Consider the following 26,159-nt stretch of genomic DNA (forward strand, 5'->3'; position numbering starts at 1 on the left):
GACAGTTTTTGTAATTATATATCGATGGTAAGTTGTTTTAGGGAGCTTAGATATGCGGCGCAATTTTCAACATCCCGGGCAGGTAAGCTGCTTTGCAATCCGGTCAATAGCAATTGTGAAAATTGATTAAGTTCAGCTAGTACGGACTGGTACTCCAGTAGACTGGTGTCCTGATTGAACTGTGCTATTTTTTGCTCGACTCCGGACAAATCAAAGCCGCATTTCTCAGCCGTATTACGGGCGCCTGCCTGATCCAGGCTCGTGCTAATATGATTAATCGCTGCCTGCACCAAAACCAGTTTTTCATGCGTTTCTTTCCTTCCATCCAGCAACGCTTTTTTTGCTGGCTTTAATGGTTGGTTCTGGATTGACTCCAACAAACCTCGGCAAATCCAGAAAGCGTTGGTCAGATCATAGAGCTTTGCTTTCGCCGGCAACATAATTTGCTGGCGGTTATAGCGTAAATAAGACGCCAGCTTTTTTAATTGTTTTTGCAGCATGGTTTGCAAATCGGTGCGCCAAATCAAATTGCCCACTAGAAAACTGGTCGTAATTCCGATAAAAATACCGCCTAAACGTTCCAGCGGCGGCGCCAGATCCAAAGGCGGCCCGCCCGCCTGAGCAAGCGTGATAATGAGAGCAATATTCGCCTGTAATCCGATATAGGCATATGTAGTCAATTTAAATGAAAAATAACTGAAACCCCATACGCCAAAAAAGATCAGCAGGATTAGCAAATACAGATCCATACTGGTACATGCCAGCACAGTCAATGCTAATCCTCCACCCAGCATACAGCCCAGCGCCCGGTGCGCACTAATATTTTTCATCTCGAATAATGTTTTCCGGATTGAGATAACAATGCTGCTTACAATGCCATTTAATCCGCCCGGCCAATCGGCAAGTAACCAGAACGCCAGCGCCATGGTTGCCGACAGACCCGCTTTTATTCCATGCACCATCACATCGGGATCAGAGCGCAATTGTTCTTTGTTTGAAATTACGGCTGAGGCATTTGTCCGTTTGCTGGAAATATCGGTTAATACGGTACTGAGATTAAGTACAAAATCATGAATCTGCCGTAAGAAATGCGACACCGCAAGATATGTTGCTAATTGACTTCCTGAGTTTGCGAGAGCGGTATTAAGCGCCGAATCAAACTGATTCAGAGCCTGCCGGCTTTGCAGAGTAATATCGGCTGGCTTGCTGAAAAATTCAACGCTCAGGGTATTTAAATCCTGTTTCATGGCCTGAAATAGTTGCCTGACTGGCACTAACTCATCAGTAATTAATTTCTGCCCAGGTGAATGCTCCACTGTTGCAGTAAAAAAACTGATTGTCCGGCACAAGCCAAAACCGGCATCCAATAAGAAACGGAATTGATCAATTCTCACCCGCTCAAAGCCTATCTCGCGCCGCATAAAATCAAGCATTTCAGTCGCTTTGCGAATTTTCTTTTTCAATAGCAGTGTCTGTTTATCAACTTCGATAAATGCTTTCGGATCATTGCTGATTAATAATTGCTCGGTCTGATCCAATAAATTGGTCAACGCATTAAATACGGCTTTGACTTCTTTGTTGACATTTTCGTAAATGTTATTAGGAAAAAGACAAAAAGCAGATGCGGCAGACACCAGGACGCCAAGGCCAATATCTACCGGTCGCCAGATAGCAATATAAAACGCCTGCTCAGGATTAACAGCTACCTCAGAAATCACAAGAAAGGCGCTAAGTGCGGCAAGCAAATAGGCATAAGCGTAACGGCTGAAATTGTAGTAGTACACTGCCATGGCAATTAATGAAAAATTAGCCAGTAAATACAACGCAAAACTGTTAGCAATAAAACCTGCAATAAAAAAACCTGCCCAAGCGCCGATAATAGACCCAGCAATACGCATTAATGCTTTATCAATAATATTTCCAGTATAAATATTTGCCAGGATTACCACTGTCATCCCGGACCAATAGGGTTTATCCACATGCAAGGCAAAAGCAATTAAAACAGCCGCCAGAGCCGCAATCGCGGTTCGCAGGGCGGCTCTGTTTTCCAGTGTTCGGGGAATAAACTGTTGTAATGCGGGTAAGTATGTCATCGGTAGGTTATCGTAGTGGCGCTCGCACCTATTCGAAGCGGGTAATTCGGATCGGGATTATCAAAATAAATCCTGACCGGAAATCGTTGGGCAATCTTAATCCAATCTTCAGTCGCTTCGAGATAAGGCAAAGTAGACGGCGCAACTTTACCAGCCTGTACACGGTTGATCCCCCAGCCAATGCTGTTAACATGACCATAAAAAGTTTTACCCGGGTACATATCAAGATAGATTTTTGCCTTGTCGCCTGGTTTGATTAACCGTATTGCGGTTTCACGGTAACGGGTTACTACCCACCACTGGCTGGTTTCAACCAGGGCAAACAACCCCTCCCCTACTTTAATGTACTGGCCGGTGCGCAAATTAAAATTACTGATATAACCATCTGCCGGAGCGATAACCAGAGTATGTTCATAGAGGTAACGCGCTTTATCATAGACGGCCTTGGCCGACAGCACTTTATTATTATCAAAGTGAAGCTGAGCCATTTTTAGTTGCTGGGTATCAGCGATAACCGCCGCTTCCTGTTCTTTGATTTTTGACTCGACATCAATCAGTTTGATTTGAGCCAGGTCGCCCCGCTGTTGTAAGCGCAGGTAGCGGCTGTAATGATCTTTACTTAATGCCAGAAATGATTGGCTTTGTTTTAATTTCTGTTCGGCGACATCAATTGCCAGTTTATCATTTTCGTAATCAATTTTTGCGATATTCCAGGCGGCTTTAGCCTTGTTCATCGCGTAGAGATAGGGTCTGGGATCGATCTGGATCAGCTTTTGGCCTTTTTTGACCTGTTGGTTTTCAACCACATATAATTCAGTGACCGGACCTGCGACTAGTGATGCCATATTGACAATATTGGCAGAAACATAGGCATCGTTAGAGCGTGTGTAGTGATAGGCAAAAAAACGATAGCCCAAAAAACCCAGGCACAGCAAGGTTACCGTTGCCACATGCGGCCAATATTGAAAAGCAGCCAACCGCTCCCGATTCATTAAACAAATCCCTGGTTATAATAATATGAGGTTCAATTAACAATATAGCCAAAGGCATTGCAGTTGTGGAGTATTTCACTGATTTATTTTAATTATTTGTTATTTTGGAGGGGAATGTTGGGTCAAACGACCCAACCTACTGCATTAAACCCGAGGTTGCCAACTTTCTGATATTCATCGGCTGCTGCCTTGCTAACATTGCTGCAGGCAATTCATCCAGATAGGAAATTTGAAAATATTTCTTCCCTGCCAACGACATTAATTCTGGATCTTCCGGATATTGCAACAGCATAGGGAATAACACTGAGCCGCCTACAACTTCCCGTCTATTTGCCGGGTTCGGACTTAATCCCCACAGATTTTGGTAGGTCATTGCCATAGTCGTGCCGGGCTGATTGGGATTATCGTAATTACCAATATACATAACAACATGGCCGCCTATATAAATCAGCGATAAAAATGGCTTGCCATGAGATTTCAGGTAGTCAAGACGCTGAGCTGCTGACATTGGGGAAACATCTTCCATTTTGCCGATTGAAACTTGTTGAGAAGAATTACGCGGCAACCATATTCCGAATGGGGTTAACAAGCTTTTCATTTCCGCTGAGCAGTCATTATAAAAATAGATACCGCCCCACCCATAAGGTCTTTCAATCAACGTTTTCATCAAGTTGGCAAAATGATGGGGTGTTGCTGTAACGGGCATAATCTGAGCCTTATCGGCAGGCAATTTTGCCATTTTAATGACTGCCTGATGTCCGCTGTCAACAACAGGCACCATGACTTCAGTGACATTGGCAGCAGAATGGGCCGGGAATACTGCACCTACATAGGCGGTAAAGAGGTATTTGTCTTCTTCGTCAATGATTTCTGTTTGAGTAGAAGTAATTGCGGCCATGTGTTGTCTGGCGACGGTTGTCCAGGCATTAACGAACGTCTCATCGGTGCGTGCGATTCCCTTGCTTTCAACCCAGGCAATATACTCCGGGGTTACAACCAGCATCCAGGCGCGATCGCGTGTTTCAGCAAGGATATACACCGGCGTTCCAGCCCAAACTGCAGACTCTTGCAAGTTATCAAAAGGATAGCCCTGGCCTGCAATTTTATAATGGTAAAAATGCGCATCAGCAGTTGGTAATGCCCGGGCATTTAAATTATCCACTGCTATACCACGCCTTTCAGCAGAATAAATAATCTGACTTAATTGATCCCAGTTAATATTATTAGCAATTTTATGAATCCAGCGTTCAGAATAAGGGCGAAAATTTTCACCGTATCCAATCTGATTATCAGACTTTCCTTCATTACTGAAAAATGCCAGAATCTCCTTCTCAGTATTTTTTAAATTATTTTCTTCATTTTGTTGCGTGATTTGTCTGATATATCCTTCATCCCAGGGAGACATCATCCCAAAATAATGGTCATAGAATAAGGCCAAATGTTGTTTTTGCGTCGCGCTACTCAATATAGCTTTATCATAACCAGGGTCGGATGGATTAATCCAGTGTGATATTTTCTGGTTATAGTTTCCCATTGGAAACAAAGAAATTACATCCTGTTCAGCGTTGATTTCACCAAATAAAAACAGGCAAAAAAATATAACAAATAATTTGTTTATAATTCTCATAAAAAACACTAAAACCCTGAAAAATTTCTATTGTACATTAAACAGGATTTAATTACACAATTTAACATCATTTCGCAGCACCCGAATCAGGTTTCACACAGGCTACTTTCTATTGCAGGTAAATAGCGCCAGCTGATAATGCCTGCTTTGGCAGGCACTGCTTTTTGTGATAAACAGGGTTTATATTGGCCTGCACTGGCATAACGGATCTGCAGTACTGAAGCGAATGCCTGGATTGTTAACCGCCAATGCTCGCTGCTGAACAAGCCGAGCTCGTTTTCAATAATCAGGCAGGGCAAAAAGCCCGCGTATTCCAGAAAAAAGCGATATTGCTCACCGTTGCTGCTAATCTGACAACCCTGACCTGCAGCCAGACGCCGAATTATTTGATTAGGACTGGCTTCATCAATAATACAGCCAGGATTGATAGAATTACGTTCAGCAAATAATTGGTTGGCATGCTGTTCAAGTTTTGAGAAATTTTTCCGTTGTTCAACAACAATAGCGATTGACCTGGCATGAAGGGCAACGACTTTCAATTGAGATAACACTAATAAGGCCAACAGGCTTATAATTAGTAAGGTTGTGAATAAAACCACACCCTGTTGCCGGCGATTGCTCATGCTCTTATCCGCGTGGTAAGCGGCAATTTCTTATCATCGCCATAACCCAGAGTAATATTCAGCAGTGATGGGTAAACGGCCTCAACTGATAGCGAATTAATCAACTCGGATAACTCTTCGCTATGGCCATTCTGATAATAAAGAGTAAGTTGACTGTGCGGATTTTTGTGGATATAAAAACGCTCCTCTAGCCACTGCCCCACATAAATCGGATCGATATAAGAGTAAGCAAGCGGTTTTTGCAGAGTAAGCAGCATTCCCTCTTTCACTGATCTGGCGGTTTTAAGCAATTGGACTTCAGCATGGTAGCAATCAGCAATTAAAACCGGCTGCTTTAATGCAAAATAAGCACCGGGTTCAACTAATATCTGCTGTGCAGAATATTGATACTGTACCGTAGCAAAATGCTCACTCATTCGATTGAGAACCAGCCCATGATCGTCAATAATATATGCCAATAAGGGTACAGATTTATCCCTTCTGTCCACAGTTTCCAACTGCCCCACACTCCTGCATGGAGCAAATCCTGCCTGTCTGACACTATTTTTTATCAAATCACTGACCAGATTCAGTTCAAAATTTTGATTTAACTGTTTTTGCAGCGCCAGATAATGCTTTTTAGCGGTAACATACTGTTGCAGTAATAAGCTGATTAAAAGCGTTGATAAAAAAAGCGCTATCATAAGTTCAGTCAGGGTTAAGCCATATTCCTTTCGCATGTGGGATAAACTCGCTCTAGCTGATTACTGACCTGAAGGGATAACATGGCCTGTTCGACCGATTGATTTAGAAATTGCTGGCTTTGCCATTGCCGGGTTAAAAAACCGAGGGATGCACAGCTTATAAGAACCAAGGCGACAAGCACCTCAAAAAGGGAAAACCCTTGAAAATTCACCATTTTTATTCCTTAGACTGGACTGCGGGCATAGGGTAATCGAGTTGGCGTTCCGAAGCAAGAAACAAAAAATATTCGTTTAAGGCGCCTCGGTTGGGTCGTTTGAGCCAACATTTCTTTTATTCACCATCTTGTGTTGGGTCAAACGACCCAACCTACGGGCTTATTCGCGTTTTTTGCAATTTTAAGTATATACTAGGGGACATTTCAAATTTACAGGGAGAGTATTTTGGCTTGTGATTTTGCTGCGTTGTCCCATGCCGGGATACAGAGTTTAAGTCCTTATGTACCAGGTAAACCGATTGAAGAATTGGCTCGTGAGTTGGGAATAAGCGATATCATCAAACTGGCAAGCAATGAAAATCCGTTAGGATGCAGCCCCAAAGCGCAGGAAGCCCTGCAGCGCTTATCGATCCAACAAATTGCAAATTACCCTTCTTCGGCAATTCATCCAATGCGGGAGAAATTAAGCGCAAAACTGGATGTTGAGCCAGCAATGCTATGTCTTAGTAATGGTTCAGATTTACTATTCGGCCTCTTGCTAAAATTGTTTTGTTTACACACCGGCAAGCATGCCTTAACCCATGATCTGGCCTTTATCACCTACCAGATTCAGGCACAGGAGCTGGGCATCCCGATACGCTTTTCGCCGATTAATGAGCATTGGGACGTTGATATCCAGGCGATGATAGCGATGTGTAATAAGGACACGGGAATCATTTTTATTGCCAATCCCAATAACCCGACCGGCAAATTTATCCCTCATAATGAAATAGTACAACTATTAAATAATGTACCAGCAACAACCATTGTCGTTATTGATGAGGCTTACTATGAATTTGCTTATCCGGAGGGCGATACCAGTACCATAGAGCTGCTTGCGCAATTCCCTAATCTGGTTATAACCCGAACCTTCTCCAAAATATACGGTCTGGCTGGTTTACGGTTGGGTTATGCCATTGCCCATCCGCAAATTGTTGAACTGATCTTACGGCTTCAACTGCCCTTCAGCGTCAACCAGGCAGTATTGGAAGCAGGTTACGCGGCTCTGGATGATCAGGCGTTTATTGCCAAAACCCTGGCTAATAATACTGCCGGGATGCAGCAGATGGTCGCTGGTTTAATCAAGGCTGACTGTCATGTCATTCCCTCTCACTGTAATTTCGTTACCTTTAGTTGCCGTCTTGCTGGAGCCGTTATTTATAAACACCTATTAAGCCATGGCATTATAATCCGGCCATTGGCCGGGTATGGTTTGCCTGATTTTTTACGGGTCAGTATTGGTAAATTAGAGCAAAATGCCCGTTTTCTTGATAAATTATCATTTTGTTTATCCGAATATAGCGAGGAGTAAAATTATGACTAGCGATTTACGACAAAAACATTGTGAATCTTGTGAAGGCATTGGACAGGCGCTGTCGCCTGAACAAATTAAAAACCTGTTGCCGCAAGTCGATAAACAATGGCAGGTTATTAACAACAACGAAATTAAACGCTCTTTCAGTTTCGCCGATTTTTATGAAACCATGGCTTTTGTCAATGCAATCGCCTGGATAGCTAATCAGGAAAATCATCATCCCGATTTGGAAGTAGGTTATAACTACTGCCATGTCCGCTTTCAGACCCATGCACTGGAAGGACTATCGATGAATGATTTCATTTGTGCAGCAAAAATTGATGCTTTGATTTAAGTTTTTTGTTCAAATTGATTTAAATTTAAACTAAAAACCATTTTTTTTTAATTCTTTGTAAAGTTTTACTAGCAAAACTGTTTATCAGTGTTACAATCATGTCTGAGTTAGAAAAGGAAAAAACATGTCAGAGAAAATACGCGGTACCGTTAAGTGGTTTAACGAAGGTAAAGGTTTCGGTTTTATCGAAAGCAATGGTAAAGACTATTTTGTGCATTTCAGTGCAATTTTAGGCAGCGGATTCAAAACGCTGGCTGAAGGCGCAGCTGTAATGTTCAAACCAGGCCAAGGCCAAAAAGGTCCTCAGGCTGAAGAAGTTGAATTAGTCTAAACCCCTTCGCTATGTTGCATAAATACTGGTCGATTTTATCGATTAAGTTTATGCAACACGCTTTACCACCTTTCTAAAAGAATTCAGCAAAAATTTTATCGTTTCGCTACTATTTACAACCCAAACAATTATCTTACAATTCTACAAGCCTATATTGTGAAACGAGTATTGAGCTTTACAGCCCAACACTTCTCTTAAAAGCTACTCTTAATTATACGCCTTGGTTAGATTGGACAAATTCCTTCATTTTGATTAAAATAAATCCACTTGGTTAATTCAGGCGATAATTTATGACTGCTGCAGAAAATGATGCCCAAGACCATAATGCTAAAATTGAACAACTTCGGCAACAATACTATGATAATTTGCTATCACAAGATCAGTTCGCAGCTCAGTACAGGCAATTAATGCCTGATCTTCACCCAGAAACCTTTGCAATGATAATTATTCCTGAAATTAAAAAACGGAAAATTGGAAATAAAAACACTAATTTCATCAGGCGGACCTCTCATCACAGGCAAGAACTTATTGATAGTCTTACCAAATATATCAATAGAATTGAGCGGCCACAAAAGGTTGATAATGGACGCTCGGTGGTGAATTATGCCTTTGGATTTCTTTTCTTTAAAGAATCACAGGCTACTAACCGACATGCCAACCACTTATTGGCTGAAGAATTGAGAACCAGACTGCAATCTTCTGGCGAATCAATCAAGTCAATCTTTAGGGATGTGGAAGAGCAACGCAGGAACCTTGCACGGAATGTCAGAAACTTTAAAAATGATGACCGGGGAATAAATAGTGGTGAATTGAATGACATTATACACCAGGCAGCGCTTTGGGCCAGATTTGAAGGAATCGACCAAACCTTAGCATCAGCAGGTTTTTAACTTAATATTGGAGCTATACAGCCCATAGCCATCAACCGCCACAGTCAGCGGCATACCTATATGAGTTATTTGATTAATAATCAGAGTAAGAACCATTACCAGTCTCTCCAGTAATCCCTTTCCTTTAAAGGTTTTTTGCAAACCCTCAGATGCCAGGGATGGCATCTGGGAGCGTCAGGATGACTTCATGCGTGTTTGCAAAAAACCTTTAAAGGAAAGGGATTACCCGCTCTGAACTTACAAGGCATACGTGCCTGAACACGTGATAGAAACCTTGATTACGCTTCGCTGCATCAAGGCTACTCTCTATTTGTTCAACAAAGCCCGGGGGCTCAGACCGAACAGATATAAGTTTTACACCCCAACGCTTTTTAAATAAAGCCCCAACTTTTAAACAAACAATTCCTCCTTTTGACACTGTCGGACTCTATTCACAAAACACCCACATTTTATCCACAGGATATTCTCTTGTAATCGAATCAAAAACTAAATATAGTATCCATTCTTGTGTCTTCACTACTATATATTGTTTTCATGCTATACTTATAAAGTAGTGGATAAGTTTTAAAAAACATTGACAAAACTTATTTTCCGTGGAGCAAAAATGTCATCAGAACTTCTTGATTCGGTAAAAGATGTGCCGTACACAAGTCAACTGGAATTGACCGCGAACGCCCCTGGCTTATTGAAAATCATTAAGCGTAACCGTAAGGTTGTCAGCTATGATGAAAGAAAAATAAGGGTCGCCATTACTAAAGCATTTATTGCTGAAGAAGGCGCCAGTGCCGCAGCGTCTAATCGCATTCATCAGGAAATTGATGAAATCACTCAGCAGATTACTCAGGTTTTTAAACGCCGTTTTACTTCTGGCGGCACGATTGATATTGAGGAAATCCAGGATCAGGTTGAACTTGCTCTGATGCGTAACGGCCATTATAAAGTTGCCCGCCGTTATGTTGTATACCGCGAAGAACACCGCAAAGCGCGTGAAACAAAACTGCAACAGGATGCTGCTGAAAGTAAGGCTATCCTGATTACCATGCCCAATGGCGAACTGGAGCCGCTGGATATGGAGCGCGTGCAGACAATTGTTAATGAAGCATGCCGCGATCTGGATAATGTTGATGCAGAGCCGGTTATTAAAGATGCGCTGCGTAATCTCTACAATCAGGCCAAACTGGATGAAGTGCATAAAGCGTTGATTATGGCTGCACGTGCACTGGTTGAAAAAGAGCCTAACTATACTTATGTAAGCGCCCGTTTACTGCTTGATAGCCAACGCAGTGAAGCGCTGACCAAACTGGGTATGCAACACGAAGCGACATTTGATGAAATGATTGCGCTGTATCCTGCTTACTTTAAAACCTATATTGCTCAAGGTATTAAACAAGGTATTCTGGATTACAAACTTGGCGAATTTGATCTCGATAAACTGGCAAAAGCATTGTTGCCCAAGCGTGATATGCAGTTTACCTATCTGAGCCTGCAAACGCTTTACGATCGTTATTTCATCCATGAGCGCGGCGTACGCTATGAATTACCGCAAGCTTTCTTTATGCGGGTAGCGATGGGGCTGGCAATCAGAGAACAAAACCGTGAAGAAAAAGCTATTGAATTTTACACCCTGCTTTCTTCCTTTGATTATATGGCTTCGACACCAACTCTGTTTAACGCTGGTACAGTCAGACCGCAATTATCAAGTTGCTATCTGACCACCGTACCGGATGACCTGGACGGCATATACGGCGCGATAAAAGACAATGCCCTGCTCTCCAAGTTTGCCGGCGGTCTGGGTAATGACTGGACGCCTGTGCGTGCTATGGGCGCACACATTAAAGGTACAAACGGCAAGTCGCAAGGTGTTGTTCCTTTCTTAAATGTTGCTGACGCGACAGCAGTTGCAGTTAATCAGGGCGGTAAACGTAAAGGCGCTGTCTGCGCTTACCTGGAATGCTGGCATCGGGATGTTGAAGAGTTTCTGGAGCTGCGTAAAAACACGGGCGATGATCGCCGCCGTACACACGACATGAACACCGCGCTCTGGATTCCAGACCTGTTTATGAAACGGGTTGAAGAAGAAGGCGACTGGACTCTGTTCTCTCCTGATGAGGCCCCGGAACTGCATGACCGCTATGGTAAAGATTTTGAAACCATGTATGTTGAGTGTGAGGAAAAAGCCAGACGCGGCGAGATTCGTAACGCCCGGACATTACCAGCAGTAAAACTCTGGCGTAAAATGCTGTCCATGCTGTTTGAAACAGGTCATCCCTGGATCACTTTTAAAGATCCCTGTAACCTGCGTTCACCGCAACAGCATGCCGGCGTTATCCACAGTTCCAATCTCTGTACCGAGATTACACTGAATACGTCTGCCGATGAAATCGCGGTCTGTAACCTGGGCAGCGTCAATCTCCCGGCTCATATTAAAGACGGCAAACTGGATAAAGAAAAGTTAAAGCGCACGATTAAAACAGCAATCCGCATGTTGGATAACGTGATTGATATTAACTACTATTCTGTACCTCAGGCTCGTAACTCTAACCTTAAACACCGGCCAATCGGTATGGGTATGATGGGCTTCCAGGATGCGTTGTATGAATTGAAACTCGATTATGCCTCACAGGCTGCGGTAGAATTTGCTGATGAGTCTATGGAATTAATCAGTTACTACGCTATCGAATCATCCTGTGATTTGGCCAAAGAACGCGGCAGTTATTCTTCTTATGAAGGATCGCTGTGGAGCAAAGGTATTCTGCCGATTGACTCGATTAATCTGCTGCAGCAGACTCGTGCGCAATACCTCGAACAGGATCGTTCGCAACGGCTGGATTGGGAAAGCCTGCGAGTGAAAGTTCGCACTCAGGGCATGCGTAACTCCAATGTTATGGCAATTGCGCCAACTGCGACAATTTCCAATATTTGCGGTGTATCGCAATCGATTGAGCCGACTTACCAGAATCTGTATGTGAAATCTAACCTTTCTGGCGAGTTTACCGTGATTAATCCTTATCTGGTTGCTGATCTGAAAGCGCTTAACCTGTGGGATGAGGTAATGGTTAACGACCTGAAATACTTTAATGGCAGCGTACAACCCATTAACCGTATTCCAGCGGCGCTGAAAGCGCGTTATGCCACTGCTTTTGAAATTGATCCAATGTGGCTGGTTGAAGCGGGCTCACGCCGTCAGAAATGGATTGATCAAGCGCAATCACTGAATATTTATATGGCTAAACCATCCGGCAAAAAACTGGATCAGCTATACAAGCATGCCTGGATAAGAGGCTTAAAAACAACTTATTACTTACGCAGCTTAGGCGCCACCAACGCTGAAAAATCAACCGTTACCGATGGCGCACTTAACGCAGTCAAGATTGAGGCTGAACCTAAAGTATGTTCAATCCTTGATCCGGATTGTGAAGCCTGCCAATAAGAGGAGAATACTAATGTCATTATCAACCCTTGAAGCTGAAGCCCTCCAAAGGGGGGCAACAGGACTTGAGACTCTGGAAATGGGGGCTCACCGTATCCATGTTGACGATAAGCAAATTATTAATTGCCGTGCTGACCTGAATCAGTTGGTGCCCTTTAAATATACCTGGGCTTGGGATAAATACCTGAAAGCATGTGCTAACCACTGGATGCCCAATGAAATCAATATGAGCGCTGACGTTGCCCTGTGGAAAGATCCGTTTGGGCTTACTGAAGATGAGCGCTTGATTGTTATGCGTAATCTGGGCTTTTTCTCAACAGCAGATTCGCTGGTTGCCAATAACCTGGTACTGGCTGTTTATCGCCATATTACCAATCCGGAATGCCGTCAATACCTGCTGAGACAGGCATTCGAAGAAGCATTGCATACTCATGCCTATCAGTATGTCATTGAAAGCCTTGGACTCGATCAGGCCGAAGTATTCAACATGTATCGCGAAGTACCCTCTGTTGCGACGAAAGCGGCATGGGCCTTACCGTTTACTCAGAGCCTGGGCGATTCAAACTTCCGTACCGGCACGCCTGAAAATGATCAACGCCTGCTGCGTGACCTGATTGCGTTTTATGTCGTCTTTGAAGGTATTTTCTTCTACGTCGGCTTTACCCAGATTCTGTCTATGGGCAGACGTAACAAGATGGTTGGTACTTCTGAGCAATTCCAATATATTCTGCGTGATGAATCAATGCACATGAATTTTGGTATTGACGTTATTAACCAGATCAAAATTGAAAATCCGCATTTGTGGACCCCTGCTTTCAAAGAGGAAATGATTCAAATGATCAAAGAAGGCGTTGAGCTTGAGTATCAATACGCCAAGGACACTATGCCGAACGGTATCCTTGGTATGAATGCAGAAATGTTTGAGCACTATCTGCACTTTATTGCCAATCGCCGTCTCACTCAAATCGGCCTCCCAGAGCAATATCCAGGGGCAGAAAATCCATTCCCATGGATGAGTGAAATGCTGGACTTAAAGAAAGAAAAGAATTTCTTTGAAACCCGCGTCATCGAATACCAGGCAGGCGGAACGCTGAGCTGGGATGATGAGGAAGAACAGTCTTAATCGCAGTCGTACCCATGGAGCCAAGAGAATTTTCTTTGGCTCCTTCCTGTTGTTTACCCTTGCCAGACTAACGTATATACTTGCCTGTAAATTATCTTTGAATTCTGACAATTTATGAGTATCAGTCTTTTTGATTTGTTTTCTATTGGAATAGGACCTTCAAGCTCACATACTGTCGGCCCTATGCTCTCCGCCAATGCATTTTTACAGTTACTGCAGGAGCAGAGCCTGTTCGATGCCGCTGCCAGAGTCAAAATAGAATTGTATGGTTCTCTAGCCTTAACCGGTAAAGGTCATGGTACTGATAAGGCAATCCTGAATGGCCTGGAAGGTCAGGCGCCGGAAACAGTTGATCCGGACACCATGGTACCGCGTATGCGTGAAATTATAAGTTCGCAGACACTTAAGCTTGGCGGTACGAAAACTATCCCGTTTAACGATACCAGTGATTTTTTATTCCTGCAAAAAGAATTGCTGCCCAAACATAGTAACGGCATGCGTTTCAGCGCTTATGATGACCAGAACAGACTGTTGGTTGCTCAGGTCTATTATTCAATCGGCGGTGGTTTTATTATCACTGAGGAAAAGTTTGATCAAGCCTGTGCTGAAACAATATCGTTGCCCTACCCTTTTTCAACGGCATTTGAATTATTACAATTATGCGAACAGAACAAATTAACCATTGCCGAACTGATGATGGCCAATGAGTTAACCTGGCGTGATCGCAATAGCGTAGAACAAGGTATTCTGGCAATAGCCAAAGTGATGAATGACTGTATTGACAATGGTTGCCATCATCCGGGTATTTTACCAGGTGGATTATTATTGAAACGGCGTGCGCCTGAACTTTATCAAAAACTGATTAAACACCAGGGCATACCCAGTATATTTGAACAGTCTGACATTATGAACCGTCTTAATCTGTATGCCATGGCGGTGAATGAAGAGAATGCGGCAGGCGGACGTATTGTAACCGCTCCGACCAATGGAGCAGCGGGAATTATTCCGGCCGTATTGCGTTATTGTCAGGAGGCTCATGCCAAATTAAGCAACGAAGACATTTATGCTTATTTCCTGACGGCAGCGGCGATAGGTATTTTATACAAAAAAGGCGCTTCAATTTCTGGCGCTGAAGTGGGATGCCAGGGTGAAGTCGGGGTTGCCTCTTCCATGGCGGCAGCTGGTTTAACCGCAGTCCTGGGCGGTACTATCGGCCAGATTGAGAATGCCGCGGAAATTGCCATGGAACATCATCTGGGCATGACTTGCGACCCGGTATTAGGCCTGGTACAAATCCCCTGCATTGAACGCAACGCCATGGGCGCAGTTAAAGCGGTTAATGCCTCCCGGATGGCATTGATTGGTGATGGCCAGCATCAGATTTCACTGGATAAAGTAATAAAAACGATGAAGCAGACTGGTATGGATATGCAAAGTATCTATAAAGAAACATCCATGGGTGGGTTGGCAGTTAACCTGCCAGAATGCTAGTCAACAGAGTATGATATAGGAAGCAGTCATGGCCTGGATTTGTTTAATATTAGCCGGAATTTTTGAAGTGATATGGGCAGTTGCCTTGAAGCACACCGCTGGATTTACCAAACTTTATCCCTCAATTATTACGCTTACCGGTGCAGTAATAAGCTTTATACTGCTGGCCCAGTCCTTCAAAACTCTGCCGATTGGAACCGCCTATGCGATCTGGACAGGCATTGGAGCCGTTGGTACTGTTATTTATGGTATTTATTTTCTTGGTGAACCTGCTACTTTCATTCGGATGGGCTGTATTCTTTTAATCATATTCGCCATTATTGGTTTAAAAATAACTCACCACGGATAAGTATGCTCGTTTCCCTTTCTCGATATCATCGTAGGTTGAGTCGTTCTGACCCAACATAACAATTTTCAATATTGACTGGAGCCTGGTTATTTGAGCATGATCATTGTTGGGTCGGAACGACCCAACCTACTAACTCATTCTTTTTAAACGAAAATAAAAATCCAATTTGATTATTAATTAATCACAAATTATACTTTTACTTAAAATAATTATCGGACAGTATCATGGCAGAACAAGTGAAGGACCTGCGTGAAACCATTGATAATCAGGATATTAAGCAGTTGGAAAAGTTTTTAAAAGAAAATCCGCTCTTTGATTTAAACCATATTACAGCGAATGGATTATCTGCATTGTGGTGGGCTATTACACCGAATGACGATCAACCCTTATCCAAAGCAATTATTGCCTGCCTGCTGGAGAGCGGCCGCATTAATCCTGCTCAACCGTATTGTGGCTTTACGCCGTTTGCCGCTCTTCAAAGCCAGGATAATACCGCGGATATTCTGATAATGCTTCAGGACTGCCTGTACCGTCAGGCAACCCAACCAGCTCCCTTCTCAGGCCAGCCAGCAGCAGACAACGTAACCCTACCATCGCTGCAGGAATGGGAGATTAGCGATCAGGTATTTATTAATAGTGATTTACGCGGTACCGATTTGGCAACGGTTGATCTGAGTAATGTCACGTTCAAACAATGCGACTTGCGGTTAACTGGTATAGAGCTCAACCCAACCATCACTGCTGACCATATCAGAACGAATAAAATTGATGAGAAATTTCTTAAAATTGCCATCACTCTCAGGAATTTGGCAGCGGTGAAAGCTGCTCTTGCCAAAGGCAGTTTAACCACTAATCCGCTTTGGGAAAGCAAGGGCTGCCATCCAACCTTGCTGCATCAGGCAATCTGGCATTGGGAAAATGATCTGGATACTGAAATCATCCGGGAAATACTTGCCAGCTCCTGGTGTGTTCCTGATATTTTGACTGAAAATAATGAATTTTCTGGTAATGTATTGGAACTTGCCTGTGCCAGGAATAATTTAGCTGTGGTTAAATTACTGTTAAAAAATCCTGGTTGCGCTGAAAAATGTCTGGGGAGTATTGATCCGAAGCATTATGCCGTGTCTGATGAGTTGAAAAAGGAATTGATTAAGGCGATTGCGCAGATTCGGAAATATCGTTAAGTGTTTATCAAAGGATGTGTTGGGGCTGTAAAGCCCATAGCCGTCAAGCAAAGGAATTAAATTTCTACATTTCATAACATCGTTCGGGCTGAGGAAGCGCTTTAGCGCTGTCTCGAAGCCTGTGGTACAGTGCCACGCCTTCGAGACAAATGCTCCGCATTTTCCTCAGGCCGAACGAATATCGGCTGTAAAGCCTAACACTCAATAAACCTACCCATTATCTATGCTGTAAACATCACTGCCTGACTCGGCGTAAAAATCATCACTAATTGCATAACCTGTAATCGCTGCCAGTTTATCATTGATATAGAGAAATGGAATCTGATTGCGCTGCCAATGTGGAATCTGCCATTCCTGCAACAATTTTTTCACCGCTTTGGTCTGGCCGTGCCAGCGCATATGTTCTCCGCCAGAGCGAAAACGGATAATGATTTTACTGTCTGGCGTTATTTTTATTCCCTGCTCGCTTTTTATCGCCGTCAGTGAGCCATAGGGAAGCGGTAATGGATTAGGAAAATCATTCCATTCCAATTGGCTGTTATTAACCAGTTTCTCTTTTAGCAGATATAATTTCTGCTGATGCCTTTTTATCCGATTATCCAGCCAGGCAATCTCTGAAACACTGCCCGCTTTAGCATGAATTACTTCGGGGTAAATGCGGTTAAACGTCACGGTATCCGGCAAGCGGACTTTATTGGACTTAAGCCACACCCGAAGTACATTGTTTGCTCGCTGCCAGTCCAGATTATTTAAATATTTCAATGGCAGTTCTGTACCCGTTATTTCCAGGCAATCAAGAACCGCAAGCTGTTCAAGCAAGTCCTGCCCCTGCTGACAATGATTGGCTGTACGGGCAATAGTAGCCTGCACATTTGGCCACCGCGTCTGGATTAATGGCATGAGTTGATTACGGATAAAATTTCTGGAAAAATCACTGCTCAGATTGCTTTCATCATCAATCCATTGCAATTGATGCAATACGGCGTATTGTTCAAGTTGCTGACGGGAAAAATTCAGCAATGGCCTGGCCAGTATCCCCTTTTCAAGCGCTTTGATTGCTGGCATTGCCGCCAGACCGCTAATGCCTGCACCACGAAACAAATGCAATAACAGTGTTTCAGCCTGATCATCCCGATGGTGGGCCAATAATAAACAATCATCTTCAGTCAACAAGGATTGAAAGACTTGATAACGTGCCTCGCGGGCGCGTTCTTCAATATTGGCATCGCGAATAAATTCAACCTGCCTTGCTATAAAGGAAATATTGTGTTCCCGGCAAAATTGCTCGCAATGCAGTTGCCAGCTCAGGGCATTTTTGCTTATGCCGTGATTAATATGAACTGCTGTAATTTTGGAAAGTAAATCTGGCTGGCTGGCAAGAATATGCAGCAGTACGGTTGAATCCAGACCGCCGCTATATCCTATGTAGAGCTGGTTATAGCCTTTATAGGCCGGCCACCAGCCAGTCAGATCATTAGTCACAGGCGCCCATTGCCATAAATTTCTGATAACGCGCTTCCAGTAATTGTTCTACAGGCTGATGCTTTAAGGTATGCAACTCCTCTATCAGAATCTTTTTCAGGCGGCCAGACATTTCTTCAATATTACGGTGCGCACCGCCCAATGGCTCCTGAATGATTTCATCCACCAGGCCATGCTCAAAAATTTTATGGGCAGTAATACCCATTGCTTTTGCAGCTTCACTGGCTTTGGCAGCATCTTTCCAGAGAATAGAGGCGCAGCCCTCGGGTGAAATCACAGAATAAATACCAAACTGCAGCATTAATACCCGATCGCCAACGCCAATAGCCAACGCACCGCCGGAACCTGCTTCGCCTGTGACCGTACAGATAACCGGAGTACGCAATTTTGCCATTTCCAGCAAATTACGGGCAATCGCTTCCGACTGGTTACGCTCTTCCGCACCAATACCAGGATAAGCTCCGGCGGTATCGATAAAAGTAAACACGGGCAGTTTGAATTTTTCAGCCAGCTTCATTAAACGTAATGCTTTTCGGTATTCTTCTGGCCGTGCCATACCAAAATTGCGGTAAACCTTTTCTTTGGTACGCTTGCCTTTCTGATGGCCAAGCACCATAACCGGCTCGCCATTAAGCCGTGCCATACCGCCAATAATCGCGGGCGCTGAGGAATAATGCCTGTCGCCATGCAACTCCTGAAAATCAGTGAAAATATGCTCGATATAATCAGTAGTTTGCGGCCGCAGCGGGTGCCGTGCCATTTGAGCGACCTGCCAGGGCTCAAGGTTGGCAAAAATACTGGCGGTCAAATCGCCGCATTTTGCCTCCAGACGTGCAATTTCTTCGCTTAAATTGACTTCATTATCATTTCCGACCATGCGCAGAGCCTGAATTTTTTGCTTCAACTCTTCTATAGGCTGCTCAAAATCCAAAAATTGTAAACTCATGAATTAACTCATTGGCTTAATAAGACTGAATACGTTATGATAACTCTATCTGATTTACTATGCTACTAATTCATATCCTGATGTATCACCGCTTTGTTTCTTTACAGGCTATAACGCCTGAGAATTGCCAATTACAGGCAGATAAAATTGATATCTGGCAATTTTCCCTGAACCAGTTACTGCCGATTTTTGAAAATAAATTAAGCATTGATGAGCAGGAACGAGCCAATCGTTTTCATTTCGAGAAGCATCGCCGCCGTTTCACTGCCGCCCGCGCCACATTGCGCATTATTCTGGCAAGCTATCTGGCTTGCAAACCCGAGCAAATAGTTTTTAATTATAATTGCCATGGCAAACCCGGCATTAGCCATGCTTCGGGTATTGAATTTAACTTAAGCCATTCTGGCGAGCTGGCACTGCTGGCTGTCGGCTTAAGCCCAGTCGGCATTGATTTGGAGTTTTTTTCCGAGCGCCCCTACCTTGGTATCGCAAAAAATCTGTTTTCTGGAGAGGAATATGATTCGTTGAGCAATCTGCCGCCTGATTTAATTCAGTTGGCTTTTTTTCACATCTGGGCGCAGAAAGAAGCATTTATTAAAGCATGCGGGCTGGGCCTGTCTTATCCGACCTCGCAATTTACCGTACCAAGCCTGCCAACCACTGATCAGTTAATTAGCGATGAATTGCACAATAAACACTGGCATATGCTTTCATTTATGGCACAACCAGACTGCTGTGCTGCGGTTTGTTATGAACCATCCATCAAAACCCTTGAAAAAATTATCATAGAGCAGTAAATATGAAAAAATTTACAGCGTTACAGTTAAGTCTATTGCAACAATTAGGTGATGGACATTGCCACAGCGGCAGCGAACTAGGCCGAAAGACCGGCGTTTCACGAACAGCAATCTGGAAGCAGATCAGTCAATTAACCAATTGGGGGCTTGGTATAAACCGTTTGCCTCAGCAGGGATACCAGTTTGATAAACCATTCATTCCTTTAGATGAAACCCAAATTTTAGCGCGGCTGGCAGACAAGAATCTGCAACAACCGGTTAACATCCATTGTTTTGCTGAAATTGATTCCACTAACCAGTTTTTAAAAGAATTACCCCTAAGCAGCGATTTGGTCATTTGTTGTGCTGAAACGCAAACTCGGGGACGCGGGCGTTTTGGCCGGTCATGGATTTCCCCTTTTGGCGAAAATATTTATTTTTCAAGCCGCTGGCGGCTTGATTGCTGTTTATCAAAACTGTCCGGGTTAAGTCTGGTTGTAAGCCTGGCTGTCAGTGATTGCCTGCGTAATTATGGGATAGGTGATGAGGTAAAAATTAAATGGCCTAATGATTTATTATGGCAGCATAAAAAACTGTGCGGCATACTTATCGAAATCGTCGCGGAAAGCAATGATTGCGCCCAGATTATTATCGGCATAGGCCTGAATGTAAATGGCACCCCTTCAGCACAGCAATGCTATGAAAAACCGGCATGCTCGCTTCATGAAATCAGCGGCCGGCTTTTTGATCGCAATCAGATAATCGCTGACTTGCTGGCTGCGCTGGACAGGTATATGCAACGCTTCCTTGCTGAAGGCTTTGGCCGGTTTATTGAGGAATGGAATAAAACGGATTATTTGGCAGGAAATCGCGTTACTCTTACCCATTATGGCAACCAAATCACGGGAATGATAACCGGGGTTAATGAGCAGGGGCAATTGTGCCTGCTTAATGATGCAGGAGAGGCAGTCAGTTTTTCATCTGGGGATACGTCTTTACAGCAACCGCAGCCTTGATGCAGCGCAGTTTATCAAAGGAAGGTTGGGCTATAAAGCCAACACTCCATTAAATTACTTAACGATGCTTTGGGAATTTTTATTAAAAATCAGGAAATTAGCAAGGAGAGATAAGAGTACTTCAAGATTTCGTTCCGAGCTACTCTATTTCACTCGGAACCGGATGACTGCGAGGAAACCCGTTGTTATACCGCTTCTTCAGAATCTGTAGATTCTTTTTCTTGTTGTATGCGTAAATAGATTTCTTCCCGATGAACAGAAACATCTTTTGGCGCATTGATACCAAGGCGAACCTGGTTTCCTTTAACACCTAACACAGTGATATTAACATCATCACCAATAATTAACGTTTCACCAATACGTCTGGTTAGAATTAACATAAACTATCTCCCTAGATTGCAGTAACCGTTTAAATTTCCATAGAACGCTTCCATGGTGCTTTTAGATACCGCATATTGAATAATAATTAAACAAATTTAATTGCTTAATCTTAATTGTATACGATGTTTATTAAGAAATTATTAAGCTAACGGATTTTTTTAGGCGAAAATTTATTTTTTCTCCGCCTGAAATTTTAAGGCAACTATTATCAGGGGAATATAAACAATTAACAACCCCTAAATGCTATTAATTATATTATCTTACGAGCAACAACAACTCTTGATCCGCCACAAACAAAATTGATGCCTGCTTTAAGCGCTATAAGCTCAAAGTCAAGTATCTTCTCCAAAAGCTGATTTAACCAGCCGGGAATCTTTAATTCAGAACCGGGTTCTGAAGTGGCTGATGGAAAATATTTTTGCTTTAGCCGCGAAGCGAGCATAGCAGGCAACAGGAGAGATACAAATGATGTGCTGCGAATTATTTTAAAACCAGCCTGACGAATTTTTTGATGCAACTCATTTGCCGAATATCGGCGTACATGGCATGAGTAATCATCAACAGGACTCCACAGCCAATTATGTTGGGGAACAGTAATGATCAAAGTACCAGATGGCTTTAATGCCGTGTGCATTTGCTTAAGAACAGTTTCATCTTCTTCAATATGCTCCAGAACATCAAATGAACCAAGGCAATCAAATTCTTCGATAAAAGGCATATTTCTGGCATCCATCTGCATGAACTTGGCAAAAGGCACTCTTGACGCGGCATGACCAAGCCCCGCAGTAAACAATTCGCTTCCAGACATTTCCCGTCCAGGAAACGCATTGGCTATCCCGGACAATACGTAACCCGTACCACAACCTACTTCCAGAAATGATTTAAAATCAGGGCAATATTTTCGAATTAAATAGATAATTAATTTATTTCGGACTTTAAACCAGAAGTTTTCCTCTTCAAGTGCCGCTAAAGTTGTAAAATATTCTGATTTGAAACCTACTCCTTCAATAGCAACCGGCGAATAAGCCGGAAAACCATCTATTATATCCGTATTTGTTCCACACGAGATGCAAGATTCAATCGATGTTAAAAACACCGCGCTGCAGTTGAAACATTTTTTCATTACATACCTGTAAGTTTTAAATTAATGGGAAAGACAAAGTACTTAAATAAAATAAATAGAAATCCAGCCACCACAATTGTGGCTATTGCCTGAATCAATGCATAGGAATAATTCAACCTATCGACAAAAACAATTAATAAACCCAGATTTAGCAAATAACCCAGAAAATAAGCACAAATAAATCGCATTGAGGTGTAGAGCGCATTCCCCTGATAGGCAAAAGTCCATTTCCAGTTGCCAACCATGCTAACCGCTACCCCCAATAAGTATAGGGTTGTCATGGCAATTTTAGGGGAAAACCCTTTATATGCCATCAAAAGAAATACCAGATAGCCTAAAAGATTATTAACAAAGCCGATTAAACCATATTTAATAAATTGGATAACCGTACATCGATTGTCTTTAAGTTTTAAAGAATTAATCATCTTTCTAACACTGCGATTCCAAAACCTGCCTTACCATAATGATTGCCATTATAAAGCATATACCTCTGGCCCTCATGGTCGAATACAAAAGGATAACAGATCATTTGCGAATCCCATCCTGACGGAGAGACATCTATCCCAACCTGAGCATCATCTTTGCGCTCCCAATGGATTCCATCCGGTGATTCCGCATAACGGATACGATAAGTATCACAATTTTCAGTTGCTCGGGAGCAAAACCACATCTTGTAACAATCGTTGTCTTTAATTACTCTTGGCACCCCTAGAGCGTATTCATGCTGATCACGAAAACCGATCGCGACTGTTCCATTTCGTTCCCAATTAATACCATCCACGGATTCAGCATATTCCAGATGATAAAAGTGCTTTGCTGCTTCAGGCGTTTCTTCCCAGCGCACGCAGGAAGTAAACCAGGCTCGATACTTCCCATTCTCATAAATAACCTCTGGTGTTGCCACAAAATGAGGCTGATTGCGAGTCCGGTCAATAACTGGCCCCTGAAAACATCGCTCAAAACATTGTGTTTTTTCATTCCACTGAGCAAGCCCAATAGAGTTCCTGATTTTGACCGTTACACCGAGATTAATGCCGGTATAATAAAGCATTTTTTTGTTATTAACATTAACAATAGCATTGGGTAAAGCGCCGCTATCATCAAAGCAGCCCAATTCACCCGGCTCAAGCACTGGCTTATCATGCACATAGATCACCTTAGTAGGATCGCGCATATCAACTTCAAGAAAAGCGCCATGCCCCCGGTTATGTTTATCCCGGCACGAAAAATAAATTCGGTAAAGCGTATTATCGATTTGTTCTGCAACCGGGATCATTGCATGGGAGTACATCCAATCACTTTGTCGATCGGCGCAAAATATATGTCCAAGTTTATGCCATTTCATTATTCAATATTCCTGCTTTTAAATTTTTTTCAACCGGTGGCTTGGAACTCTGGACCGTTCGGTTGCGCTACCAATATAGACACCCTCTGGCTCACAGGATGACAGAATTAATGATCCTGCGCCAATAATTGTTTTTGCGCCAACAGTAATATGATCTCGAAAGGTTGCATTAACGCCAATAAAACAACATTCACCAATTTCCACTCGCCCAGAAATGACTATATGGGAAGCTAGAAAACAATGATCGCCTATCCTTGAATGATGGCCAATATGATTTCCGCTCCATAACGTCACATTATTGCCTATAGTTACAAAGGGTTGAATAGTATTGTCTTCAAGAATAAAGCAATTATCACCAATATTATTATTTAATACGGTAGCATGTGGACTGATATAACTTGCCAACCGGTAGCCCATTTCTCTGGCGGCATAATATTTCATTTTTCTGTTTTGGTTTAAATTTGAATAACCAAGCGCAATAAATAAATCATATTCATTTGGCGGATACGTTGCAGCCAATTGCTCGAAAGGAACAACGGGCAGCCCGCAAAATCTATCTGTGTCTAAATACTCCCGATCAACAGAAAACGCTGTAACGTGATACTCAGTATCACGAGAAAAATAATAATGGGCAAGTTCAGCCGCATCTGTTATACCAAAAATAATTAATTTTTTCATAAATCCCTGCTCCACTATTTTCGATTTAATCAGCCATTAACTCTTCCGCTACATTCTGATTATCCGCCACTGACTCTGCAATCAGCTCTTTTTTGTATATCTGCCGCACGATACTATAGGGCCGTTGTTTTACTTCGGAAAAAATCTTGGATAAGTAAATCCCGATAATTCCGATAAAGGAAATAATCAATCCGCCCAGCAGCCATACCGAGGCCATAACAGAGGTCCAGCCACTTAATATGGTATGGAAAACAAGCCGATTGATAACCAGATATCCGCTGTAAAGACCAGCAAAACTCAGAATAATTAAGCCAATATAAAAAATAGCAATCAGCGGCATATTGCTAAACGCTGTAATGGAATTCACAAACATTGCCATTTTATGGCGAAAGGTGTAAGTTGTTTCACTTGTATTAAGTTTTCGAACCATTTGCGGGGATTGCTCAAAACCGGTTATGTGCCATAAGCCAGCCATAAAAATTTCTCGCTCATTATGAAGCGTCAGCGCCTGGACATAACGCTTGGACATCAATCGGGCAACGACAATATTAGATGGCAGATTCAAGCCGGTAATTTTGCGAAACAGACCATAAAACATTTGACCGGTGACCCGCTCAAAAAAGCTACCCTGCCTCTGTTCCTGAATCCCATAGACCACATCGCATCCTGTCTTCGCCATTTGCTGAGAAAACGGAATAAGCCATTCAGGTTCTTCTTCAAGATCGCTATCAATTAAAAAAACCTTCTCGCCGCGAGCATGAGACAGGCCTGTCATCATTGCCTTATGATGACCAAAATTTCTGGAAAAATCGATTACGATAATATGCGGATTTTTCTTAGCTATTTGCAGTGCAAGCTCAAGGCTGTTATCTGGAGAACCATCATTAACCAGAATAATTTCATAAGATGAGCCGGCAAACTCGCGGGCAACTCGCTCAGCACGTGCGCAAAACTCATTAACATAAGGTGCAGATTTATAGAGCGTTGAGACAATTGAAAGCTTCATTGTGAAACATACCTCATGTAATTTTTTGAATCCTCACCACAATTAAACAACAGATCAATAATACTTACGCTACCAATAAAGTCACCCCAGAGCTGCTGATATGGCGGGTAATAGTCATAGTTAAACCAGGTCAGCGTAATGTTTTTATTATTGAACAATTCAGGATCTATATAGCAACGGGCGGCAGGACCAGATACATACTCCGAAGCCCCGGCCTGAATACACAGATTAATAATACGCTCATTTCTGCATCCATTCAGCTCATAATCCCAAGAATTCGAGATTTTGGTTTTTATTCCCAGATAATTGCAAACCAATTCGATAAAATACCTGTTCAATGCAGACAGGTTTTCAAATGATTGTTCATAAGCAGGCGCAAGAATTTGAGCTATCTCCTCATAATGTGCTGCTTTGCGATAATTGCATTCAAACTTTGCCCAATGCTTTCTTTGCCAATGTTGTGCAGGAACCACAACTTCCCGTATTGTACGATTAATGTCCTGTCCGACAGGGATACTAATCCACTCAGTGCCTTTAGGTGTTTTTATCTTATTACGGTTACGCCAGTCATTTTTAGTAAATTGCATCTCGTCATATAAAATAAACTCATCCACTGCTGCAATCATATCGAAATAGCCTTTCCAGGGAATATAATTTGACTGAGAAATAGCAATCTTTTTCATATTT

The 26,159-nt window shown here is 42.8% G+C and carries 26 protein-coding genes; 11 read left to right on the forward strand and 15 right to left on the reverse strand.

Annotated features, from left to right (window positions below; genetic code table 11):
* Positions 1-14 precede the first annotated feature (14 nt).
* The 6 genes from ACFORL_RS02320 to ACFORL_RS02345 form a co-directional block, all read right to left on the reverse strand.
* Positions 15-2,093: an FUSC family protein gene (locus ACFORL_RS02320; RefSeq protein ID WP_382340692.1), complete on the reverse strand. Its 2,079-nt coding sequence runs from the start codon at positions 2,091-2,093 to the stop codon at positions 15-17.
* Positions 2,090-3,085: an HlyD family secretion protein gene (locus tag ACFORL_RS02325; RefSeq protein ID WP_382340694.1), complete on the reverse strand. Its 996-nt coding sequence runs from the start codon at positions 3,083-3,085 to the stop codon at positions 2,090-2,092. The genes ACFORL_RS02320 and ACFORL_RS02325 overlap by 4 nt, the downstream gene beginning before the upstream one ends.
* A gap of 136 nt (positions 3,086-3,221) precedes the next feature.
* On the reverse strand, positions 3,222-4,712 hold the full coding sequence (locus ACFORL_RS02330) for an SH3 domain-containing protein (RefSeq protein ID WP_382340696.1): 1,491 nt from the start codon (positions 4,710-4,712) through the stop codon (positions 3,222-3,224).
* Positions 4,713-4,798: 86 nt separating this feature from the next.
* Positions 4,799-5,335 (reverse strand): hypothetical protein, encoded by a 537-nt coding sequence (locus ACFORL_RS02335; RefSeq protein ID WP_382340698.1) that lies wholly within the window; start codon positions 5,333-5,335, stop codon positions 4,799-4,801.
* A complete protein-coding gene (locus tag ACFORL_RS02340) occupies positions 5,332-6,054 on the reverse strand; it encodes a PilW family protein (RefSeq protein ID WP_382340700.1) in 723 nt (240 codons plus the stop codon). Before ACFORL_RS02340 ends, ACFORL_RS02335 begins: the two co-directional genes overlap by 4 nt.
* Positions 6,033-6,233: a type IV pilus modification PilV family protein gene (locus ACFORL_RS02345; RefSeq protein WP_382340702.1), complete on the reverse strand. Its 201-nt coding sequence runs from the start codon at positions 6,231-6,233 to the stop codon at positions 6,033-6,035. Before ACFORL_RS02345 ends, ACFORL_RS02340 begins: the two co-directional genes overlap by 22 nt.
* Positions 6,234-6,459: 226 nt before the next feature.
* On the opposite strand from ACFORL_RS02345, the gene hisC reads away from it, so the two are divergent.
* The 9 genes from hisC to ACFORL_RS02390 all read left to right on the forward strand — a co-directional run bounded on the left by hisC (position 6,460) and on the right by ACFORL_RS02390 (position 16,719).
* On the forward strand, positions 6,460-7,584 hold the full coding sequence (gene hisC / locus ACFORL_RS02350) for a histidinol-phosphate transaminase (protein ID WP_382340703.1): 1,125 nt from the start codon (positions 6,460-6,462) through the stop codon (positions 7,582-7,584).
* A 4-nt stretch (positions 7,585-7,588) separates the two neighbouring features.
* Entirely contained in the window at positions 7,589-7,921 is a 333-nt protein-coding gene (locus ACFORL_RS02355; protein ID WP_382340704.1) for a 4a-hydroxytetrahydrobiopterin dehydratase, read from the forward strand.
* A 124-nt stretch (positions 7,922-8,045) separates the two neighbouring features.
* The gene (locus ACFORL_RS02360) at positions 8,046-8,252 is read left to right on the forward strand and encodes a cold-shock protein (protein ID WP_382340706.1); all 207 of its coding nucleotides are present in this window, start codon (positions 8,046-8,048) and stop codon (positions 8,250-8,252) included.
* A 290-nt stretch (positions 8,253-8,542) separates the two neighbouring features.
* Positions 8,543-9,142, forward strand: coding sequence for a hypothetical protein (locus ACFORL_RS02365; RefSeq protein ID WP_382340708.1), 600 nt, complete (start codon positions 8,543-8,545; stop codon positions 9,140-9,142).
* A 604-nt stretch (positions 9,143-9,746) separates the two neighbouring features.
* The gene (locus ACFORL_RS02370; RefSeq protein WP_382340710.1) at positions 9,747-12,572 is read left to right on the forward strand and encodes a ribonucleoside-diphosphate reductase subunit alpha; all 2,826 of its coding nucleotides are present in this window, start codon (positions 9,747-9,749) and stop codon (positions 12,570-12,572) included.
* 13 nt (positions 12,573-12,585) lie between these two features.
* Positions 12,586-13,695: a ribonucleotide-diphosphate reductase subunit beta gene (locus ACFORL_RS02375; protein WP_382340712.1), complete on the forward strand. Its 1,110-nt coding sequence runs from the start codon at positions 12,586-12,588 to the stop codon at positions 13,693-13,695.
* A 114-nt stretch (positions 13,696-13,809) separates the two neighbouring features.
* Entirely contained in the window at positions 13,810-15,186 is a 1,377-nt protein-coding gene (locus ACFORL_RS02380) for an L-serine ammonia-lyase (RefSeq protein ID WP_382340714.1), read from the forward strand.
* A 28-nt stretch (positions 15,187-15,214) separates the two neighbouring features.
* On the forward strand, positions 15,215-15,535 hold the full coding sequence (gene sugE, locus ACFORL_RS02385; RefSeq protein WP_382340717.1) for a quaternary ammonium compound efflux SMR transporter SugE: 321 nt from the start codon (positions 15,215-15,217) through the stop codon (positions 15,533-15,535).
* A gap of 224 nt (positions 15,536-15,759) precedes the next feature.
* Positions 15,760-16,719, forward strand: coding sequence for a pentapeptide repeat-containing protein (locus ACFORL_RS02390; protein WP_382340719.1), 960 nt, complete (start codon positions 15,760-15,762; stop codon positions 16,717-16,719).
* Positions 16,720-16,929: 210 nt separating this feature from the next.
* On the opposite strand, the gene tilS is transcribed toward ACFORL_RS02390, so the two are convergent.
* Positions 16,930-18,201: a tRNA lysidine(34) synthetase TilS gene (gene tilS, locus ACFORL_RS02395; protein WP_382340721.1), complete on the reverse strand. Its 1,272-nt coding sequence runs from the start codon at positions 18,199-18,201 to the stop codon at positions 16,930-16,932.
* On the reverse strand, positions 18,194-19,147 hold the full coding sequence (locus ACFORL_RS02400; protein WP_382340722.1) for an acetyl-CoA carboxylase carboxyltransferase subunit alpha: 954 nt from the start codon (positions 19,145-19,147) through the stop codon (positions 18,194-18,196). Before ACFORL_RS02400 ends, tilS begins: the two co-directional genes overlap by 8 nt.
* Before the next feature lie 59 nt (positions 19,148-19,206).
* On the opposite strand from ACFORL_RS02400, the gene ACFORL_RS02405 reads away from it, so the two are divergent.
* Both ACFORL_RS02405 and ACFORL_RS02410 read left to right on the forward strand, forming a co-directional pair.
* Positions 19,207-19,944, forward strand: coding sequence for a 4'-phosphopantetheinyl transferase family protein (locus ACFORL_RS02405; protein ID WP_382340724.1), 738 nt, complete (start codon positions 19,207-19,209; stop codon positions 19,942-19,944).
* Between the two features lie 2 nt (positions 19,945-19,946).
* Positions 19,947-20,939 carry a biotin--[acetyl-CoA-carboxylase] ligase gene (locus ACFORL_RS02410; RefSeq protein ID WP_382340725.1) on the forward strand — a complete coding sequence of 331 codons (993 nt, stop codon included), beginning with the start codon at positions 19,947-19,949 and terminating at the stop codon, positions 20,937-20,939.
* A gap of 185 nt (positions 20,940-21,124) precedes the next feature.
* On the opposite strand, the gene csrA is transcribed toward ACFORL_RS02410, so the two are convergent.
* The 7 genes from csrA to ACFORL_RS02445 all read right to left on the reverse strand — a co-directional run bounded on the left by csrA (position 21,125) and on the right by ACFORL_RS02445 (position 26,155).
* Entirely contained in the window at positions 21,125-21,319 is a 195-nt protein-coding gene (gene csrA / locus ACFORL_RS02415) for a carbon storage regulator CsrA (RefSeq protein ID WP_045105668.1), read from the reverse strand.
* A gap of 251 nt (positions 21,320-21,570) precedes the next feature.
* A complete protein-coding gene (locus ACFORL_RS02420; RefSeq protein WP_382340727.1) occupies positions 21,571-22,443 on the reverse strand; it encodes a class I SAM-dependent methyltransferase in 873 nt (290 codons plus the stop codon).
* The gene (locus ACFORL_RS02425) at positions 22,443-22,868 is read right to left on the reverse strand and encodes a GtrA family protein (RefSeq protein WP_382340729.1); all 426 of its coding nucleotides are present in this window, start codon (positions 22,866-22,868) and stop codon (positions 22,443-22,445) included. The genes ACFORL_RS02420 and ACFORL_RS02425 overlap by 1 nt, the downstream gene beginning before the upstream one ends.
* Entirely contained in the window at positions 22,865-23,788 is a 924-nt protein-coding gene (locus ACFORL_RS02430; protein ID WP_382340731.1) for a hypothetical protein, read from the reverse strand. The genes ACFORL_RS02425 and ACFORL_RS02430 overlap by 4 nt, the downstream gene beginning before the upstream one ends.
* Positions 23,789-23,806: 18 nt before the next feature.
* On the reverse strand, positions 23,807-24,466 hold the full coding sequence (locus ACFORL_RS02435; protein ID WP_382340733.1) for an acetyltransferase: 660 nt from the start codon (positions 24,464-24,466) through the stop codon (positions 23,807-23,809).
* A gap of 25 nt (positions 24,467-24,491) precedes the next feature.
* Positions 24,492-25,472, reverse strand: a complete 981-nt coding sequence (locus ACFORL_RS02440; RefSeq protein WP_382340734.1) for a glycosyltransferase family 2 protein — start codon at positions 25,470-25,472, stop codon at positions 24,492-24,494.
* The gene (locus ACFORL_RS02445) at positions 25,469-26,155 is read right to left on the reverse strand and encodes a WbqC family protein (protein WP_382340736.1); all 687 of its coding nucleotides are present in this window, start codon (positions 26,153-26,155) and stop codon (positions 25,469-25,471) included. Before ACFORL_RS02445 ends, ACFORL_RS02440 begins: the two co-directional genes overlap by 4 nt.
* Positions 26,156-26,159: the final 4 nt, after the last annotated feature.

Source organism: Legionella dresdenensis (assembly GCF_042649825.1).
Classification (GTDB): Bacteria; Pseudomonadota; Gammaproteobacteria; order Legionellales; family Legionellaceae; genus Legionella_C; species Legionella_C dresdenensis.

Coding starts and splice junctions, on each gene's coding strand:
- ACFORL_RS02365 (WP_382340708.1), top strand. CDS start 8,543: ATGACTGCTGCAGAAAATGATGCCCAAGACCATAATGCTAAAATTGAA.
- ACFORL_RS02375 (WP_382340712.1), top strand. CDS start 12,586: ATGTCATTATCAACCCTTGAAGCTGAAGCCCTCCAAAGGGGGGCAACA.
- ACFORL_RS02440 (WP_382340734.1), bottom strand. CDS start 25,472: ATGAAGCTTTCAATTGTCTCAACGCTCTATAAATCTGCACCTTATGTT.
- ACFORL_RS02390 (WP_382340719.1), top strand. CDS start 15,760: ATGGCAGAACAAGTGAAGGACCTGCGTGAAACCATTGATAATCAGGAT.
- ACFORL_RS02340 (WP_382340700.1), bottom strand. CDS start 6,054: ATGCGAAAGGAATATGGCTTAACCCTGACTGAACTTATGATAGCGCTT.
- ACFORL_RS02405 (WP_382340724.1), top strand. CDS start 19,207: ATGCTACTAATTCATATCCTGATGTATCACCGCTTTGTTTCTTTACAG.
- ACFORL_RS02360 (WP_382340706.1), top strand. CDS start 8,046: ATGTCAGAGAAAATACGCGGTACCGTTAAGTGGTTTAACGAAGGTAAA.
- sugE (WP_382340717.1), top strand. CDS start 15,215: ATGGCCTGGATTTGTTTAATATTAGCCGGAATTTTTGAAGTGATATGG.
- ACFORL_RS02435 (WP_382340733.1), bottom strand. CDS start 24,466: ATGAAAAAATTAATTATTTTTGGTATAACAGATGCGGCTGAACTTGCC.
- ACFORL_RS02410 (WP_382340725.1), top strand. CDS start 19,947: ATGAAAAAATTTACAGCGTTACAGTTAAGTCTATTGCAACAATTAGGT.
- ACFORL_RS02370 (WP_382340710.1), top strand. CDS start 9,747: ATGTCATCAGAACTTCTTGATTCGGTAAAAGATGTGCCGTACACAAGT.
- ACFORL_RS02420 (WP_382340727.1), bottom strand. CDS start 22,443: ATGAAAAAATGTTTCAACTGCAGCGCGGTGTTTTTAACATCGATTGAA.
- ACFORL_RS02425 (WP_382340729.1), bottom strand. CDS start 22,868: ATGATTAATTCTTTAAAACTTAAAGACAATCGATGTACGGTTATCCAA.
- ACFORL_RS02320 (WP_382340692.1), bottom strand. CDS start 2,093: ATGACATACTTACCCGCATTACAACAGTTTATTCCCCGAACACTGGAA.
- ACFORL_RS02445 (WP_382340736.1), bottom strand. CDS start 26,155: ATGAAAAAGATTGCTATTTCTCAGTCAAATTATATTCCCTGGAAAGGC.
- ACFORL_RS02355 (WP_382340704.1), top strand. CDS start 7,589: ATGACTAGCGATTTACGACAAAAACATTGTGAATCTTGTGAAGGCATT.
- ACFORL_RS02325 (WP_382340694.1), bottom strand. CDS start 3,085: ATGAATCGGGAGCGGTTGGCTGCTTTTCAATATTGGCCGCATGTGGCA.
- ACFORL_RS02330 (WP_382340696.1), bottom strand. CDS start 4,712: ATGAGAATTATAAACAAATTATTTGTTATATTTTTTTGCCTGTTTTTA.
- ACFORL_RS02430 (WP_382340731.1), bottom strand. CDS start 23,788: ATGAAATGGCATAAACTTGGACATATATTTTGCGCCGATCGACAAAGT.
- ACFORL_RS02345 (WP_382340702.1), bottom strand. CDS start 6,233: ATGGTGAATTTTCAAGGGTTTTCCCTTTTTGAGGTGCTTGTCGCCTTG.
- csrA (WP_045105668.1), bottom strand. CDS start 21,319: ATGTTAATTCTAACCAGACGTATTGGTGAAACGTTAATTATTGGTGAT.
- ACFORL_RS02335 (WP_382340698.1), bottom strand. CDS start 5,335: ATGAGCAATCGCCGGCAACAGGGTGTGGTTTTATTCACAACCTTACTA.
- ACFORL_RS02380 (WP_382340714.1), top strand. CDS start 13,810: ATGAGTATCAGTCTTTTTGATTTGTTTTCTATTGGAATAGGACCTTCA.
- ACFORL_RS02400 (WP_382340722.1), bottom strand. CDS start 19,147: ATGAGTTTACAATTTTTGGATTTTGAGCAGCCTATAGAAGAGTTGAAG.